Below are 17545 nucleotides of genomic sequence, written 5' to 3' on the forward strand. Positions count from 1 at the left end.
ATTAGCGTCCACGCGCACTAAAAGGAGTTTTCGCCATGGATATCCAATGTTCGGTCTTCATCGCAGCCAGCGTCGACGGTTTTATTGCCCGTCCGGACGGCGATATCGAATGGTTGCACCGCCCCCGGTATCAAACCGCTGAGCTGAAGGGCGTGACCTATGAAAGCTATATCGCCACGGTGGATGCACTGGTGATGGGCCGTAAAACCCTGGAGAAAGTGCTGTCCTTTCCCGAGTGGCCCTATGAGGGTACGCCGGTCATTGCGCTCTCCCACCAGCCTCTGCAGATCCCTGCGCACCTGGAGGACAAGGTCGAGTTGATGGCGGGAGACGTCACCTCCCTCGTGGCGACGTTAGCCGAACGCGGTATGAAGCACCTCTATATCGACGGTGGCCAGACGATCCAGGCGTTTCTTGATGCGGGCCTGATCGACGAGTTGATCATCACGCGTATTCCGGTGTTGCTGGGAGAAGGGATTTCTTTGTTCAGCCAGGTGGGCAGCGAACATGAGCTGCGCCATGTCGGAACCTACGTGTCGGACAATGGTTTTGTTCAGAGCAGGTATGAGGTCGGCGACAAGCATTGAAGCGCAACCGGAATTGACCGATCGTTCCCACGCTCTGCGTGGAAATGCATCCTGTGACGCTCCGCGTCACGACTTCAAAAGCGGACGCGGAGCGTCCAGGGCGGTATTCCCACGCGGAGCGTGGGAACAATCAAAGCCCGCGTCCAAAAAAAACGCCCCGAACCAGTCGGGGCGTTTTTCATTCAGCGTTTACCGATCAAGCCTGATCAGCCAACCGCCATGTCGTCCCGCCCTTCCCGTCTTCCAACACCACGCCCATGGCGGTGAGCTGGTCGCGGATGCGGTCGGATTCGGCCCAGTCCTTGTTGGCACGCGCCGTCAAACGCGCCTGGATCAGCGCGTCGACCTGTGCCGCATCCACACGCCCTTCGGCGCCGGCTTGCAGGAACTCGTCGGCTTCCAGTTGCAGAACCCCCAGCACGCTGGCCAGTTCTTTCAGACGCGCTGCCAAACCTGCCGCAGCATCGAGATCGCTCTCGCGCAGGCGGTTGATCTCGCGCACCATCTCGAACAGCACGGCGCAGGCTTCCGGGGTGCCGAAGTCGTCGTTCATCACTTCGGTGAAGCGAGCCACGAAGGCTTCGCCGCCGGCAGGCGCCACGGTCGGCAGGCCTTTCAATGCGTGGTAGAAACGCTCCAGGGCGGCCTTCGCGTCCTTGAGGTTGTCTTCCGAGTAGTTGATGGCACTGCGGTAGTGGCTGGACACCAGCAGGTAACGCACCACTTCCGGGTGGTACTTTTCCAGTACGTCGCGGATGGTGAAGAAGTTGTTCAAGGACTTGGACATCTTCTCGCCATTGATGCGGATCATGCCGCAGTGCATCCAGGCGTTGGCGTAGGTCTTGCCGGTGGCTGCCTCGCTCTGGGCGATTTCGTTTTCGTGGTGCGGGAACTCGAGGTCGCTGCCGCCGCCATGAATGTCGAAAGTCTCGCCCAGGCAGCAGGTGGACATCACCGAGCATTCGATGTGCCAGCCCGGACGGCCCGCGCCCCAGGGTGACTCCCAGCTCGGCTCGCCCGGCTTGGTGCCTTTCCACAGCACGAAGTCGAGGGGATCCTGCTTGGCTTCGTCCACTTCGATCCGTGCGCCGATGCGCAGGTCTTCGATCTTTTTGCGCGACAGCTTGCCGTAGCCCATGAACTTGGCGACGCGGTAATACACGTCACCGTTGCCCGGGGCGTAGGCGTAACCCTTGTCGATCAGGGTCTGGATCATCGCATGCATGCCAGGGATGTGGTCGGTGGCACGCGGCTCCATGTCCGGCTTCTTGATGTTCAGCCGCGCTTCGTCTTCGTGCATCGCGGCAATCATGCGCTCGGTCAAGGCTTCGAACGATTCACCGTTCTCGTTGGCCCGGTTGATGATCTTGTCGTCAATGTCGGTGATGTTGCGCACATAGGTCAGGTCATAACCGCTGAACCGCAGCCAGCGGGTCACCAGGTCGAAGGCCACCATGCTGCGGCCATGGCCCAGGTGGCAGTAGTCGTACACGGTCATGCCGCACACGTACATGCGCACCTTGTTGCCATCCAGCGGTTTGAAGACTTCTTTGGTCTTGCTGAGTGTGTTGTAGATCGTTAGCACAACGGCTTCCTTAGAGAATCACTGGCCCCACGAATCACGCAAGGTCACGGTACGGTTGAATACCGGACGACCGGGTTTCGAGTCCTTGATATCCGCGCAGAAGTAACCTTCGCGCTCGAACTGGAAACGGTCTTCCGGCTGTGCTTCGCCCAACGAGGGTTCGGCACGACAACCGGTGAGAACTTGCAGGGAGTCAGGGTTGATGTTGTCGAGGAAACTCGCGCTGTCTTCGGCCTTTTCAGGGTTCGGCGAACGGAACAGGCGATCGTACAAACGCACTTCGCATTCGATGCTGGCGGCCGCCGGCACCCAGTGGATCACGCCCTTGACCTTGCGGCCTTCCGGGTTCTTGCCCAGGGTGTCCGGGTCGTACGAGCAACGCAGCTCGACGATGTTGCCGTCGGCATCCTTGATCGCTTCGTCGGCACGGATCACGTAGCTGCCGCGCAGGCGCACTTCGCCGTTCGGTTCCAGGCGCTTGTAGCCCTTTGGCGGCTCTTCCATGAAGTCATCGCGGTCGATGTAGATTTCACGGTCGAACGGCAGCTTGCGCACACCCAGCTCTTCTTTCTGCGGGTGACGCGGCAGTTCGAGGTGGTCGACCTGGCCTTCCGGGTAGTTGGTGATCACGACTTTCAGCGGACGCAACACGCACATGGCACGCGGCGCGTTGGCATCGAGGTCCTGGCGGATGCTGAATTCGAGCATGCCGTAGTCGACCACGCCGTCGGAACGGTTGGTGCCGACCATTTCGCAGAAGTTGCGGATCGAAGCCGGGGTGTAGCCACGGCGGCGGAAACCCGACAGCGTCGACATGCGCGGGTCATCCCAGCCGTTCACATGTTTCTCGTCGACAAGCTGCTTGAGCTTGCGCTTGCTGGTGATGGTGTAGTTCAGGTTCAGGCGGCTGAACTCGTACTGACGCGGGTGCGCCGGCACCGGCAGGCTGTCCAGGAACCACTCGTACAGCGGGCGATGGCTTTCGAACTCCAGGGTGCAGATGGAGTGGGTGATGCCTTCGATGGCGTCCGACTGACCGTGGGTGAAGTCGTAGTTGGGGTAGATGCACCACTTGTCGCCCGTCTGGTGGTGATGGGCGTGGCGGATGCGGTACATGATCGGGTCGCGCAGGTTCATGTTCGGCGAGGCCATGTCGATCTTGGCGCGCAGCACGCGGGCGCCGTCCGGGAACTCGCCGGCGCGCATACGGGCGAACCAGTCCAGGTTCTCCTCCACCGAGCGGTCGCGGAACGGGCTGTTCTTGCCCGGCTCGGTCAGGGTGCCACGGTATTCCTTGGCCTGCTCCGGGCTCAGGTCGTCCACATAAGCCTTGCCGGCCTTGATCAGCTCGACGGCCCAGTCGTGCAACTGGTCGAAATATTGCGAGGCATAGCGCACTTCACCGGACCATTCGAAGCCCAGCCATTTCACATCGCTTTCGATGGCATCGATGTATTCCTGGTCTTCCTTGGCCGGGTTGGTGTCGTCGAAACGCAGGTGCGTAACGCCACCGAACTCCTGGGCCAGGCCGAAGTTCACACAGATCGACTTGGCGTGGCCGATGTGCAGGTAACCGTTAGGCTCTGGCGGAAAGCGGGTGACGATCTGCGTGTGCTTGCCCGAATCCAGGTCCGCCTGGATGATCGGGCGCAGGAAATTGACCGGGACGGCAGGTCCGGCCTTGGAATTCGAGGTAGGGTCGACAGTGGGCTTGCTCATAGGATCCTTGAACAGACAAGTACGTGGCCGGGCGGGGCCGACAAAACAAAGGGCTTATCATAGCTGATGCTGTCAAGTCGCTGACAGAGCGGGGCCAAAAACTGCTGCATTTAATGCACCGGTGGTAAAAAACCACCTCGAAATTCCTGCCGGTCACGCTAAACTGCGCGCCTTGGCCGTTGTTTCGCCAAACCGGTCGCGGCGCTCAGGCGCCCAAACCCACGAATTCCTTGAAAGAGAAAAGACCATGACTCAAGTCAAACTGACCACCAACCACGGTGAGATCGTCATCGAGCTGAACGCCGAGAAAGCGCCGATCACCGTCGCCAACTTCATCGAGTACGTGAACGCCGGCCACTACGAAAACACCATTTTCCACCGCGTCATCGGCAATTTCATGATCCAGGGCGGCGGTTTCGAGCCTGGCATGAAAGAGAAGAAAGACAAGCGCCCGAGCATCCAGAACGAAGCGGACAACGGCCTTTCCAACGACAAGTACACCGTTGCCATGGCCCGTACCATGGAGCCGCATTCGGCTTCGGCACAGTTCTTCATCAACGTGACCGACAACAGCTTCCTGAACCACAGCGGCAAGAACGTACAAGGCTGGGGCTACGCGGTATTCGGTAAAGTCACCGAAGGCACCGACGTCGTCGACAAGATCAAAGGCGTGCAGACCACCGGTAAAGCCGGTCACCAGGACGTTCCGGTAGAAGACGTGATCGTCGAGAAAGCCGAGATCATCTAAGCGTGATACTGCTTATTTCAGATTTGCATCTGGAAGAGGAACGCCCGGACATTACCCGGGCGTTTCTGGATCTGCTCCACGGCCGCGCCCGTGGCGCCCAGGCGTTGTACATTCTGGGGGACTTCTTCGAAGCCTGGATCGGCGACGATGGCATGACCCCCTTCCAGCGCTCCATCTGCGAGGCTCTGCGTGAGCTGAGCGACAGTGGCACCCCGATTTTCATCATGCACGGCAACCGCGACTTCCTGATCGGCAAGGCGTTCTGCAAAGCGGCAGGCGCCACCTTGCTCAAGGACCCCAGTGTCGTGCAACTGTACGGCGAGCCGGTATTGTTGATGCACGGCGACAGCCTGTGCACCCGCGACGTCGGCTATATGAAGCTGCGGCGCACGCTGCGCAACCCCATCGTCCTGTTCATCCTGCGTCACCTGCCCCTGCGCACCCGCCACAAGCTGGCGCGCAAGCTGCGCAGTGAAAGCCGTGCGCAGACGCGCATGAAGACCAATGACATTGTCGATGTGACTGCCGAGGAAATCCCTCGGATAATGCAGCAGTTCGGCGTGCGCACCCTGGTCCACGGCCATACCCACCGCCCGGCCATCCATAAATTGCAGATTGGCGACCAGGCGGCCAAGCGCATTGTGCTGGGCGACTGGGACAAACAGGGCTGGGCATTGCAGGTGGACGAGCAAGACTTCCAGTTGGCGGCGTTTGATTTTGTGAACCCGCAGCTGGCGCTGCCTGGGGCCTGAGTCACAAACGCAGCAATGATCAAACTGTGGGAGCTGGCTTGCCTGCGATACAGACACCTCGGAGCTTCAGATGTACCGAGGTGATGCTATCGCAGGCAAGCCAGCTCCCACAGGGATCGAGTACATCCTTTAGTGGCCGGACGCTTCCGGCCCGGCCTTGGCGCCAAACGGCGGCTTGGCCAGCCACACCAGCAGAATCAACCCCATGAACATCCACCCCAGCAGCGTGAAGTAGTCCACCGTGGACATCATGTACGCCTGGCTGGTGAGGATCTGGTCCAGTTGCTCATACGCCTTGTGCCCGGCCCCGCCCAGGGAATTCAGCGCATCGCGGGTGGCGGAATCGTACACGCTCATGTGCTCGCTCATATAGGCATGGTGCTGGTCCGCCCGGCGAATCCAGATCCAGGTGGTGAGCGAGGCCGCGAAGCTGCCGCCCAGGGTCCGCAGGAAAGTCGCCAGGCCCGCGCCGTCGGCAATCTGGTGGGGCGGCAAGTCGGACATCAGGATGCTCAAGGTCGGCATGAAGAACAGCGCCACGCCAATGCCCATGAACAACTGCACCAGGGCGATGTGCTGGAAGTCCACTTCATTGGTGAACCCGGCGCGCATGAAGCAACTCAGGCCCATCGCCAGGAACGCCAGGCCCGCCAGCAAACGCAGGTCCACCTTGTTGGCGTACTTGCCGACAAAGGGTGACATGAACACCGGCAAGATCCCCATCGGCGCCACCGCCAACCCCGCCCAGGTCGCGGTGTAGCCCATGCGGGTCTGCAGCCACTGGGGCAGGATCAGGTTGATGCCGAAGAACGCCGCGTAACCGAGGATCAGCACGATGGTGCCGATGCGGAAGTTGCGGTAGGCGAACAGCCGCAGGTTGACCACCGGGTGCCGGTCAGTCAGCTCCCAGATCACGAAGAACGCCAGGGCCACCGCCGCGACCAGCGCGCCGATGATGATGAAGTTCGACTCGAACCAGTCCAGGTCGTTGCCTTTGTCGAGGATCACCTGCAAGGCACCGACGCCGATGATCAGGCTGATCAGCCCCATGTAGTCCATGGGCTGCGGGTTGGTCACCACTGGGCGTTTCTTCAGTTGCGAACGCACCACCATCACCGCGAAGACACCGATGGGCACGTTGATGAAGAAGATCCAGGGCCAGCTGTAGCTGTCGGTGATCCAGCCACCGAGAATCGGCCCGGCAATCGGCGCCACCACCGTGACCATCGCCAGCAGTGCCAGGGCCATGCCCCGCCTCGCCGGCGGATACACCGCGATCAACAGGGTTTGCGTCATCGGGTACAACGGCCCCGCCACCAACCCTTGCAGCACCCGAAAACCGATCAGCTCGGGCATGGAGGTGGACACGCCGCACATGAACGAGGCCAGCACGAACAGCATGGTCGCCCACAAAAACAGTTTCACTTCACCAAAACGCCGGCTCAACCAACCGGTCAACGGCAAGGCGATCGCGTTGCTTACCGCAAACGAAGTAATGACCCAGGTGCCCTGCTCCGAACTCACGCCCAGGTTGCCGGATATGGTCGGCAATGCCACGTTGGCGATGGTGGTGTCGAGCACCTGCATGAACGTCGCCAGCGACAGGCCGATGGTGGCCATCAGCAAGCTTGGCGGCGTGAAGGACGCGGGGGCGTTGGCGCTCATCAGCGTTGCACAGCCTTGGGAGCGGCGATGCTGTTGTCATGGATCAACTGGGTAATCATGGCATCGGCTTCGGCCAGTTGGCGGTCATACACGTTGGTGGTGAACGAGGCTTTTTGTGGCGGCTGTTGTGCCAGCACCGGGCCACTCTGGTCGTGCAGGTCCACGTTGACCACGGTGCTCAAGCCCACGCGCAGGGGGTTCTTGGCCAGCTCATCGGCGTTGACATGGATGCGCACCGGCACCCGTTGCACGATCTTGATCCAGTTACCGGTGGCGTTCTGTGCCGGCAGCAGGGCAAACGCGCTGCCGGTACCGGCGCCGAGGCTGTCGACGGTGCCGCTGAACTTCACATCGCTGCCGTAGATGTCCGCTTCAATATCGACGGGCTGGCCGATGCGCATGTTGCGCAGTTGGGTTTCCTTGAAGTTGGCATCGATCCACAGCTGATTCAGCGGGATCACCGCCATCAACGCGGTGCCCGGCTGCACACGCTGGCCCAGTTGCACCGTACGTTTGGCCACGTAGCCGGTCACCGGCGCGATCAGGGTGCTGCGCGCATTCGCCAGGTAGGCCTGGCGCAGTTGTGCGGCGGCGGCTTGCACGTCGGGGTGCGAGGTGATCACCGTGTCATCCACCAGGGCATTGGTGGTTTTCAGTTGTTGCTCGAGGTTGGTCAGGGCGTTTTTCGCCGAGGTCAGGCTGTCGCGGGCGTGGGACAACTCCTCAAGGGAAATCGCGCCGCCCTGGGCCAGGGTTTTGCGGCGGTTGTAATTGTCCTGGGCGGTTTGCACTTCGGCCTTCTGCGCGTTGACCTGAGCCTTCATCCCATCGACGTTGCTGTACAAGCCGCGCACCTGGCGCACGGTGCGGGCCAGGTTGGCCTGGGCACTTTGCAGGCCGACGGCGGCGTCGTTCGGGTCGAAGTTGACCAGCACCTGGCCTTCATGGACCAGGTCGCCATCATCGGCGCCAATGCTGACCACGGTTCCGGTGACCAACGGCGTGATTTCCACCACGTTGCCGTTCACATAGGCGTCGTCGGTGCTCTCGCTGAAGCGCCCGTAGAATTCATACCAACCCCACACGCCCACGGCGCCGAGGATGACGATCAGCGCCAGGCCCAGCAGCATCACTTTGCGTTTGCGCGGGTTGTTGTCGCTGGGTTGTTCTGTTGCGTTGTTGCTGGCGGCAGTGGCCATGACAAATACCTCGAATTATTCCGTGCGAGTGGCTGGGCGGGTCGTGGTCGCGGCCACGTTGTCGGCGTTGAAACCGCCCCCCAGGGCTTGCATCAATTGAATCGACAGATCGACCTGCCCGGCATTGAGGGTCGCCAGCTGGCGCTGGGCCTGCAGCAATTGCTGCTCGATGCTGAGCACGTCCAGGTAATTACCGATACCTGAGCCGTAACGCTGAACCACGGTGTCGTACGACTGCTGGGCGATGTCCCTGGCGTGCTGCTGGGCCTGGATCTGTCGACCGGTTTCGCGCAGTTGTGAAAGGGTGTTGCCGATATCCCCCAGCGCTTGCACCAGGGTTTTGTTGTATTGGGCCACGGCCAGGTCGTAGTCGGCGTCGCGGGCGTCGAGGTCGGCACGCAAGCGGCCGCCGTCGAAAATCGGCAACGAGATCGTCGGCGCAATGTTGAAGAAGCGGCTGGCCGAACCAAACATCGCATCCCCCAGCAACGACTCGGCCCCGGCGCTCGCGCTCAGGTTGAGGTTGGGGTAGAAGCGCGTCTTGCTTGCGGTGATGTTCTTGCCTGCGGCTTCGACGCGCCAGCGCGCGGCGATCAGGTCCGGACGACGGCCCAGCAGTTCGGCCGGCAACACCGAGGGCACGGCGACGGCACTGGGTTGCAACACCGTGGGCCGGGCCAGTTCGCCGCCGCGATCCGGGCCTTTGCCGAGCAATACCGCCAGGGCAATCCTGGCGCTCTGCAATTGCTTGTCCGCGTCGATCAACTGCGACTGGGCGCTGGCTTCCAGGCTTTCGGTCTGCTGGTACTGGTACTGACTGTCGATGCCCGAACTCAGGCGACGCTTGCCCAAGTCGAGCAGTTGCTGGGTGCGCTTGAGGTCGTCATTGGCCAGGTCGCGCACGATATGGGCCTGGCCCAGATCGCTGTAGGCCTTGGCCACGTTGGCGGCCAGGGTCAGACGCGCGGCCTGCTGGTCGATTTCGGCGGCGCGGGCCTCACCCAGCGCGGCTTCCCAGGCGGCGCGCTGGCCACCCCAGAGGTCGAAGTTGTAATTGAAGCTGGCGCCGATGTTGCGCACGGTGGAGTACGCATCGCCCTGCCCCTGCGGGTCCTGGTCCCGGGCCAGGCGCGAACGGCTCACGCCGGCGCTGGCATCCACGGTCGGCAGGCGCGCGGCGTTGGCCGCATAGGCGGCGGCTTCGGCCTGGTGGGCACGGGCACTGGCCACTTGCATGTCGGGGCTGTTTTGCAGGGCTTCCTGAATCAGGCCGTCCAACTGCGGGTCGCCGAGACGCTTCCACCAGTCGGCGCTGGGCCAGGCCGCCGGCGACAGGGTCACGCCGCTCAGGGATTTTCCGGTTTGCAGGGTGTTGGCGTCGAGGCGCCGGCCCTGGGTGTCGAGGCCACTGAAGTTGGCGCAACCGGCCATGCTCATGGCCACCAGTACCAGGCTAAGGGCACGTGTGTTCATGCTTGACCTACCCGCTGGATGACGATGGCGTCACCGGCTGCTACCAGAATTTTCGTGAGGATGTCTTGCAGGGCTTGCAACTCGCCGGGCTCCAGGGCACCGGCCAGGTCGTTCATCGACTGCGCACCGATGGTCGGCAGCATATCGGCCAGACGCTGGCCCTCTTCGGTCAGCACCAGCCGGACCTGGCGACGGTCCTGCTCGGAACGCTGGCGCGCCAGCAGGCCTTTTTGCTCCAGGCGGTCGAGCATGCGGGTCATGGAGCCGCTATCCAGAGACAGGTTGCGGCACAGTTCGGCCGGGGTGTCGACGTCGAACTGGGCCACGATGATCAACACCTTGAACTGCGCGGCAGTGACGCCGTACGGCTCCATATGGGTGTCGATGATGCGATCCTTGAGCAAGGCCGCGCGTCCCAGCAGCAGGCCGAGATGACAGTTGCGGAAGTTGTCAGGGGTGAAGTGTTTCATCGGAAGTCACCTTATTACTGCCTAGGCAGTGAATGTATGACAAGATATTACTGCTTAGGCAGAGGATGTCAAATGGAATGATTAGGTTGCTTGGTAAATAGTGGAATCTTGAATTGGAATGCAAACCAATGTGGGAGGGGGCTTGCCCCCGATTGCAGTGGGTCAGCAACAAATTAGCTGACTGATCCACCGCTATCGGGGGCAAGCCCCCTCCCACATTTTGGTCCCAGTAAGGCTTAGAAATCCCGCTTATAGAAAATATCCAGTGAACTGGCCACGCCACTCGCCACTTCCAGGTACACCTTCTTGCTCAACAAATACCGCAAGGCAATGGTGCTGGCGGGTTCGAACACCCCCACCCCGTAACGCAGGCTGAGTTTTTCGGTGATCTTGCCGCTGGCCACCACGGCGGTGTTGGTGCCGCTGCCCTGGGTGTCGAGGTCGAAGTCCTGGATCCCCAGTTTGTTGGCAAGGTCCGAGGTCACGCCGGCACTGCCCATCAATCCCAGGCCGAGGGCGGCCTGGGCGAGCATGTTGTTGTCTTCACCCGTGGAGTTCAGCGGTCGTCCCAACACCAGGTAGGACAGCGCCTGCTCCTGGCTCATGGCCGGTTCGGAGAAGATTTGCGTGGTGGGCTGCTCGGCACTGCCGCTCAGGCGGATACCGGCGACCACATCGTCGGTCTTGCGGATGGCTTCGATGTCCAGATACGGCTGATCCAGCGGCCCGGCGAACAACAGCCGCGCGCGGCGCACGTCGAGTTTCTGCCCGTAGGCACGGTAGCGGCCATCGTTGAGCCACAGCTCGCCACGGGTGTCGAGGTTATCGCCAATATGCACGTGGCCCTGGACCTTGGCGGTCAGGCCGAAACCGGAGAAGTTGAGCTTGTCTTCGCCCACCGCCACGTCGATATCCATCGCCATGGCCATCGGCGGCTTGCCCTCCTCGGTCTGACTGCCGACGATCACCGTGTCATCGGACACCTTGACGGTCGACGGCGGCAACTCACGCACGGTGATGTCGCCGCGCGGGATCTGCACCTTGCCGGCAATGGCCAGCTTGTCGTCCTTGAGGGTGATTTTCAGGTCGGGCGCCACTTCCAGCACCGCGTAGGGCTCCACCGTCACCGGCAACTGCGAACCTTGCAGGCTGAGGTCCACCACCGTGGCCTGGCCCCAGTCGATACGGCCCTTGAGACTGCCCTGCCCGGCCTTGCCACTGCGCCAGCCGCCGTCGAGGTTCACGCTTTCACCGGCGATCAGCGCCTGCACATTCAAGGCTTCCAGGCTGATGGGCAACTCGGGGCCTGAGACTTCGCCGCCGACCAGGTTCACGTTGCCGTTGACCTGGGGCGCCAGCAGTCCACCGGAAATACGACCACTGCCGTTGAGCTTGCCGTTGAGTTTTTCCACCATCGGCACAAACGGTCGCGCCACCGCCAGGTCCAGGCCGGTCAGGTTGAAATTGCCGGTGATCGGCTTGTTTTTCGGCAACGGGTTGATCTGCGCCTGCAACATCAACTCGCCGAGCTTGCCGCCATGGAAGTTCAGTTGAGTGTCGATGCGCTTGGGGTTCAGGGTGGTTTCCAGCTTCAGCGTGTCGTAGGGAAAATCCAGCCACTGGTCCTTGTCCTTGACGCGCAGCGTGCCGCCACTGGCATCCACCGCCACCAGGCCTTTGGGACCACTGTTCGGTAAATCGAGCTGCACATCGGCGTTGAGCTTGCCCTGCCAGGCGAAGTCCTTGGGCAAGAAGGCCGCCAGGCTGTCGATGGGGAACTGTTTGAGGTGATAACGCAGCTTCGGCTCGGGCATCAGGCGCTGGTCTTCACCGCACAGGCTGGCGGGGCCGGACACCCAGCAATGCGCGGCAAAGGTCAGCTTGCCATCGGCCAGCCGCTCGATCTTGGCCGGGGCTTGCAGCTTCCAGTCCTGGCCACCGGCCTGAACATCGCCACTGGCCAGGCGCCCGCGCCAATTGCCTTTGTCGAGATTGCCATCCAGCGCCAGGGCGAGCTTGACCAGCGGACCGGCCAAGTCCAGCTGGACTTTCTGGTTTTTGATATCCCCCTGGGCGCTGGCGGTCAGGGTGCCGACCTGGGTATCGCCGGCCTGGATGCCACTGCCTTTCAAGTCGATCCTGGCGCGCTGAGCACTGTCGAGGGTGGCGTCCAGCGTCAGGTTTTGCAGGAGATTGTCGGCAAACGCCAGTTGTTGGCCCTTGAGATCGAGTTTGCCCTGGGGCGCCTTGAGGCTTCCGGCCACGTCGAGTCGACCGTTGACCTGCCCGCGCAATTGCGGCCACAGCTGGGCCAGGCGCGCCAGCTTGATATCGATCTGCCCGGCCAGGCGTTGTTGCAGGCTGCCACTGCCGTTGATGCGGTTATCACCCAGGCGGATATCCAGGTTGGCCAGGGTCCATTGCTCACCCGCGCCTTCGGCCTTGGCCGCCAGCACGGCAGTTTGCCCGCGCAGACGGCCCTTGAGGTCGAGGACGGCGTTGAGCTTGAGTTGCTCGTTCTTGAACTCACCCTTGCTGCGCAGCGGCCCGGCCAGGGTGCCGGGCAACTCCGCCACCCAGTACGCCGGGTTCAGCGCTGACAGGTCCAGCGCGGTGTCCCAGGCGATGCCATCGGCGAACTGCACGTTGAGGTGGCCTTCGGCCTTGCCTTGGCCAGCCGTGAGTTTCAGCTCGGGCAGGAAGATTTGCTTGAGGTCGCCGCTGAACGGCGTCACCACATTGAACTTGCCCGCCGGGCCATCGAGATCGGCCTTGAGGTTGCCCAGGTAGTTGCCATCCTTGTAGGAAATCTCACCAGTGAAGGTACGCAACGCCACCTGCGGCTCGTCGATCACCGGGTACAGGCGGTGCCAGGGGAAATCCAGCCAATCGATTTTGGCGTCGGCGCTGAAGCCTTGTTGCCAGTCCAGGTTGGCGCTGAGCTTGAGGCTTTGTTGATCGCCGGCCTTCAAGTCCAGCCCGGCGATCTGCGCCCCCCTGGCGTCGACCTTGCCTTGCAGCAGCAGGTCGACCGGGCCTTTCTCTGCGGGCAGTACGGCCTTGCCGAGCAGTTGGTAGCCGTTGCTCAAGTCACCTTTGGCGGTAAGGTCCAGCTGATTGAGTTGCAGGGTGTCGGGCAGATCGGCGTCAGGCTTGAAGCCGTCGGCGGTGATACGCAGCTGGGCCGGGAGGTTTTCCACCAGGGGTTGCAGCTCGCCGCTGAGTTTGGCCGGCAAGTAGCCACTGCTGTCAGCGTCGAGCTTGAGGGTCTTGAGCAGGTCGCCGTCGATGTTCAACGCGACTTTCCATGGAGCGCCGCCGGGAGCATATGGCAGGTCCAGGTGGCCAGTGGCGGCCAGCGGCCAGTTTCCGTTGGGTTGCAGCAGGCCGGCGAGGTCCAGTACCAGGCCGTCCCGTTGCAGGTGCACCGAGTCGATCTGCATACCGGCGGCCGTCCAATGTGCCGCCAATTGCAGGCCCTTGAGCTCTTCAGTGCCGTTGAACAGCAGGCTACCGACACGAACGTCACCCAGCTGGATAGCAACCGGCAGTTTCAAATCGGGCAGTTGGATCGGGCCGCTGCTCTCTTCCGTACCTGGAGGGAATTGCAGGCTGACCTGCTCCACGTCCAGTCGGTTGATACACAAGGTCATGCGCAACAGGCACGCGGGCGACCAATCGAACGTGGGCGCCTGGAGTTCGACGCGGCTGCTGTCCTGTTGCCAGAGCAGATGATCGGCGTGCCATTGGCCGCCCAAACGGCCCTGGAAATTCTCGACGCTCAATCCCGGTACCTGACCCAGGGCCCAGCGGCTGCCGGCCTGGCTGCCGAGTACGGCCCACAGCGTCAGCAATAACAGCGCGAGAACCGCCACCATGGCCAGCCCCGCTATTTTCAAACCGCGCATCACAGCTCAGGCCCCATGGAAAAGTGCAAACGAATGCCGCCCGGATCTTCGAGGGCATGGGCCAGGTCGAGGCGAATCGGGCCGACCGGGGACACCCAGCGGATACCCACGCCCACGCCGGTCTTCAGGCTGGGCATTTCCAGGGTGTTGAACGAGTTGCCCTGGTCGATGAAGGTCGCGATTCGCCACTTTTCGGCGATGGAATATTGATACTCGGCGCTCAGGGCGACCATGTAGCGACCACCGATGCGGTCACCCCGGTCGTTCTCCGGCGACAGCGTCTGGTACTCGTAGCCGCGCACGCTCTGGTCGCCACCGGCGAAGAAGCGCAACGAAGGCGGCACCGACTGGTAGCCATTGGTGGCGCTGCCACCCACCTGGGCCCGTGCGAGGAAGCGGTGATTGTCCCACAACGTCGTCAGACCTTTGACCATGGCGGTGCCATAAAGCAGGTTGGTGTCGGAGCCCAACCCTTCTTTGGCCACCTTGGTGTCGAATTGCAGGCGATAGCCGTTGTGCGGGTCGATGCGGTTGTCGCTGCGCAGGTAGGAATAGCTCACCCCCGGCATCACCAGGTTGCTCAGGCCCGAATCGTTGCCCAGGCGGTATTCTTCGCGCTGGTACTTCAGGGAAATCACACGGGTCCAGCCGCTGGGCAGCTTGCTGTGCCATTCCGGGCCGACGGTGAGCAACTTGCTCAGGGTGTCGGTGTTGGCGATTTCTTCGTTCTGGTAACCGCCGGCAAAGCGCAGTTTGTCGGTGAGCGGCGGGTCCAGCGGAATGTCGTACCACAGGCCGACGTTCTGGCGTGGCGCGGACAGTTCCGCCTCCCAACCGTAGCTATGGCCCTGGGGATTGACCCAGTGGCGGGTCCAATTGGCTTTGCCGCGCGGGCCGACGTCGGTGGAAAAGCCCAGGCCCAGCCCCATGGTGCGCGGCTTGCGGGTTTCCAGGCGCACGGCCACCGGGATCACGTCCTGGGTAGCGGCAGCGGGCGCGGCGTCCACGCGCACGCCTTCGAAGAAACCGCTGGCTTGCAGGTTCTGGTTGAGTTCGGCGATCAGTTCCGAGTCGTAGGGCGTGCCGCTCTTGAACGGCACCATGCGTTGCAGCAGGTCTTCGTCGAAGGGCGTGTCGCCGGCAAAGCTCACTTTACCGAGGGTGTAGCGCGGACCGCTGTCATAGATGAGTTCGATATCGGCAACGCCCGCCTGCGGGTCTACCGAGAGTTGCTGGCGGGTAAAGCGCCCGCCGAAGAAACCATAGCGCGAGGCCTGGTTCTGGATCAGACGCTTGGCGTCTTCGTAATGACCGTGGTTGAGCACGGCACCGGGTTTGAGGTCGTCGCTGGCGGGCACGCGAAAACTTTTGAGGCCCGCGGCCTGGCCGTCGACCCGAATGGTCACGTTGCGTAAATGCACCGGTTCGCCGGGGTCGATGGTGAGGATCAAGCGCGGGTTCTTGCCGCCCTTCACATCGCTTTCGATCTGTGGCTGATAGAAACCCAGGGCCTGGGCAGCCTTGCGCGCCTGCTCCTCGGCGCCACGGCTGAACCGCAGCAAGGCTTCTTCATCACGATCGCCCACCCCGCCGATGTAGCCTTCGATGTTGGCTTTCAACGCGTCGTTCGAGGGCTTGATGCGCACGTCCAGTTCGCTTTGCGCCAAAGCGCCGCAGCTTGTGAACAGCAGAATCAAGCCGCTGGTAAATCTTCCTGATAACTTCATGGCCGGGAATGCTACACGAGCGGGGAAGACTCTTTGAACCGGGATTTGTCTGAATAATTCTGTCTAAACCGTTGCACCCTGTAACCGCTGGGGGTTGGGATGGAAAAACACATGCTCCAGCACCGGCCCCACGGCAACTTCGCCAACCTCCTCATACCCTTGGCGTTTGTAGAATTCCAGGTAGCGTGAGTTGCCAGTATCCAGAACCACCCCGGAAGAATGCGGGTCTTCCGCGCACCAGTTGTGCACCGCCTCCAACAGTTGCTCACCGTAATGCTTGCCCTGGAATTGCGGATGAATGCCGAGCAGCGGCAATACATGCACCGATTCGCTGGGCAGGCATGCCAGCACTGCGTGATGGTAATCGAGGTAGCGCCGCGTACCGCGCACGCCGGTGCTGAGCCACATGCGCAATTGCCAGGCCCAGCTTTCGGTGATCCCCAGGCGCCGTTGCGGCGGGGCGATCAGGGCGATGCCGATCAACCGGTCATTGACCAGCAGGCCGATGGCCGGCAGGTTCTGGAAGAAATGCTGCTTGACCAGTTCACGCACCGTGGCGCGCACCCGCTGTTCGTACCCCGGGCGCTCGGCTTCGAAGATGTACGCGAAGGTCGGCTCGTGGCGGTAGGCCTGGTACAACAGCGAACGGGCCTCGCGGGAATAGCCGCTGTCGAGCAGGTGAATCTGGGCAATGGCGGTCGAAGTGTCAGGCATGCGGTCAATCTCCCTGGGCACCCCTGAAAGAGAGGGCGTTCTTATGGGTACGAACTTGCACAGCACGAGTCGTTCCCAGACCTTAGCAGCGCAACTGCCCTGCCGCCACGCTGGCTCCCGTCCGACTTGTCGGCTAGCATCGCCCTTTTGCCAGACTGGACTGCCGACCATGAAAATCGTCTCTTTCAATATCAACGGGCTGCGCGCCCGCCCTCATCAGCTGGCGGCGCTGATTGAAAAGCATCAGCCGGACGTCATCGGTTTGCAGGAAACCAAGGTCCACGACGACCAGTTCCCTTTGGCCGAAGTACAGGCCTTGGGCTATCACGTGTACTACCACGGCCAGAAAGGCCACTACGGCGTGGCCCTGCTCTCGCGCAACGAAGCGCTGAGCGTGCACAAAGGTTTCGCCAGCGATGAAGAAGACGCCCAGCGCCGCTTTATCTGGGGCACCTTTGCCGACGCGAACGGCCAGCCGATTACCGTGATGAACGGCTACTTTCCCCAGGGTGAAAGCCGCGACCACCCCACCAAATTCCCGGCCAAGCAGCGTTTCTACGAAGACCTGCAACAGTTGCTGGAAAGCCAGTTCAGCAATGAACAGGCGCTGGTGGTGATGGGCGACGTGAACATTTCCCCGGAAGACATCGACATCGGCATCGGCGCCGACAACGCCAAACGTTGGCTGAAGACCGGCAAGTGCAGCTTCCTGCCCGAAGAACGCGAGTGGATGGCCCGCCTGAAGAATTGGGGCCTGGTGGACAGCTTCCGTCACCTGAACCCGGAGGTGGCCGATCGTTTCAGCTGGTTCGACTACCGCAGCCGCGGTTTCGAGGACGAGCCCAAGCGCGGCCTGCGTATTGACGTGATCCTGGCCTCGAATGGCCTGGTGTCGCGAGTCAAGGACGCCGGGGTGGATTACGAACTGCGCGGTTTGGAGAAGCCGTCGGATCATGCGCCGATCTGGCTCGAGCTGAGCTGAAACACAACTCAATGGG

Annotated in this window: 13 protein-coding genes; 4 read left to right on the top strand and 9 right to left on the bottom strand. The window is 61.9% G+C overall.

Annotated features, from left to right (window positions below; all coding sequences use genetic code 11):
- The first annotated feature begins 35 nt into the window (after positions 1-35).
- The gene (locus ACW9IN_RS16735; RefSeq protein WP_457366919.1) at positions 36-587 is read left to right on the top strand and encodes a dihydrofolate reductase family protein; all 552 of its coding nucleotides are present in this window, start codon (positions 36-38) and stop codon (positions 585-587) included.
- Positions 588-783: 196 nt separating this feature from the next.
- Here the strand turns inward: ACW9IN_RS16735 and cysS are convergent, their stop codons facing one another.
- Both cysS and ACW9IN_RS16745 read right to left on the bottom strand, forming a co-directional pair.
- Positions 784-2172 (bottom strand): cysteine--tRNA ligase, encoded by a 1389-nt coding sequence (cysS, locus tag ACW9IN_RS16740; RefSeq protein ID WP_457366920.1) that lies wholly within the window; start codon positions 2170-2172, stop codon positions 784-786.
- A gap of 18 nt (positions 2173-2190) precedes the next feature.
- On the bottom strand, positions 2191-3891 hold the full coding sequence (locus tag ACW9IN_RS16745; protein WP_457366921.1) for a glutamine--tRNA ligase/YqeY domain fusion protein: 1701 nt from the start codon (positions 3889-3891) through the stop codon (positions 2191-2193).
- A 247-nt stretch (positions 3892-4138) separates the two neighbouring features.
- On the opposite strand from ACW9IN_RS16745, the gene ACW9IN_RS16750 reads away from it, so the two are divergent.
- Both ACW9IN_RS16750 and lpxH read left to right on the top strand, forming a co-directional pair.
- Complete coding sequence (locus ACW9IN_RS16750) at positions 4139-4639, top strand: peptidylprolyl isomerase (protein WP_457366922.1); 501 nt, start codon at positions 4139-4141, stop codon at positions 4637-4639.
- Positions 4640-4641: 2 nt separating this feature from the next.
- Positions 4642-5391, top strand: a complete 750-nt coding sequence (gene lpxH / locus ACW9IN_RS16755; RefSeq protein WP_457366923.1) for a UDP-2,3-diacylglucosamine diphosphatase — start codon at positions 4642-4644, stop codon at positions 5389-5391.
- A 129-nt stretch (positions 5392-5520) separates the two neighbouring features.
- Here lpxH and ACW9IN_RS16760 read toward each other — a convergent pair whose 3' ends face one another.
- The 7 genes from ACW9IN_RS16760 to ACW9IN_RS16790 all read right to left on the bottom strand — a co-directional run bounded on the left by ACW9IN_RS16760 (position 5521) and on the right by ACW9IN_RS16790 (position 16547).
- Entirely contained in the window at positions 5521-7056 is a 1536-nt protein-coding gene (locus tag ACW9IN_RS16760; RefSeq protein ID WP_457366924.1) for a DHA2 family efflux MFS transporter permease subunit, read from the bottom strand.
- Entirely contained in the window at positions 7056-8255 is a 1200-nt protein-coding gene (locus ACW9IN_RS16765) for an efflux RND transporter periplasmic adaptor subunit (protein ID WP_457366925.1), read from the bottom strand. The genes ACW9IN_RS16760 and ACW9IN_RS16765 overlap by 1 nt, the downstream gene beginning before the upstream one ends.
- 15 nt (positions 8256-8270) lie before the next feature.
- On the bottom strand, positions 8271-9728 hold the full coding sequence (locus tag ACW9IN_RS16770; RefSeq protein WP_457366926.1) for an efflux transporter outer membrane subunit: 1458 nt from the start codon (positions 9726-9728) through the stop codon (positions 8271-8273).
- Positions 9725-10198: a MarR family winged helix-turn-helix transcriptional regulator gene (locus tag ACW9IN_RS16775; protein WP_457366927.1), complete on the bottom strand. Its 474-nt coding sequence runs from the start codon at positions 10196-10198 to the stop codon at positions 9725-9727. The genes ACW9IN_RS16770 and ACW9IN_RS16775 overlap by 4 nt, the downstream gene beginning before the upstream one ends.
- A 236-nt stretch (positions 10199-10434) precedes the next feature.
- The gene (locus ACW9IN_RS16780) at positions 10435-14106 is read right to left on the bottom strand and encodes a translocation/assembly module TamB domain-containing protein (protein ID WP_457366928.1); all 3672 of its coding nucleotides are present in this window, start codon (positions 14104-14106) and stop codon (positions 10435-10437) included.
- A complete protein-coding gene (locus ACW9IN_RS16785; RefSeq protein ID WP_457366929.1) occupies positions 14106-15833 on the bottom strand; it encodes an autotransporter assembly complex protein TamA in 1728 nt (575 codons plus the stop codon). Before ACW9IN_RS16785 ends, ACW9IN_RS16780 begins: the two co-directional genes overlap by 1 nt.
- A 63-nt stretch (positions 15834-15896) precedes the next feature.
- Positions 15897-16547, bottom strand: a complete 651-nt coding sequence (locus ACW9IN_RS16790; protein ID WP_457366930.1) for a GNAT family N-acetyltransferase — start codon at positions 16545-16547, stop codon at positions 15897-15899.
- A gap of 169 nt (positions 16548-16716) precedes the next feature.
- Between ACW9IN_RS16790 and xthA the strand changes: the two genes are divergently transcribed.
- On the top strand, positions 16717-17529 hold the full coding sequence (gene xthA / locus ACW9IN_RS16795; RefSeq protein WP_457366931.1) for an exodeoxyribonuclease III: 813 nt from the start codon (positions 16717-16719) through the stop codon (positions 17527-17529).
- Positions 17530-17545 lie beyond the last annotated feature (16 nt).

The sequence above is a fragment of the Pseudomonas sp. SDO5271_S396 genome (genome assembly GCF_054071795.1).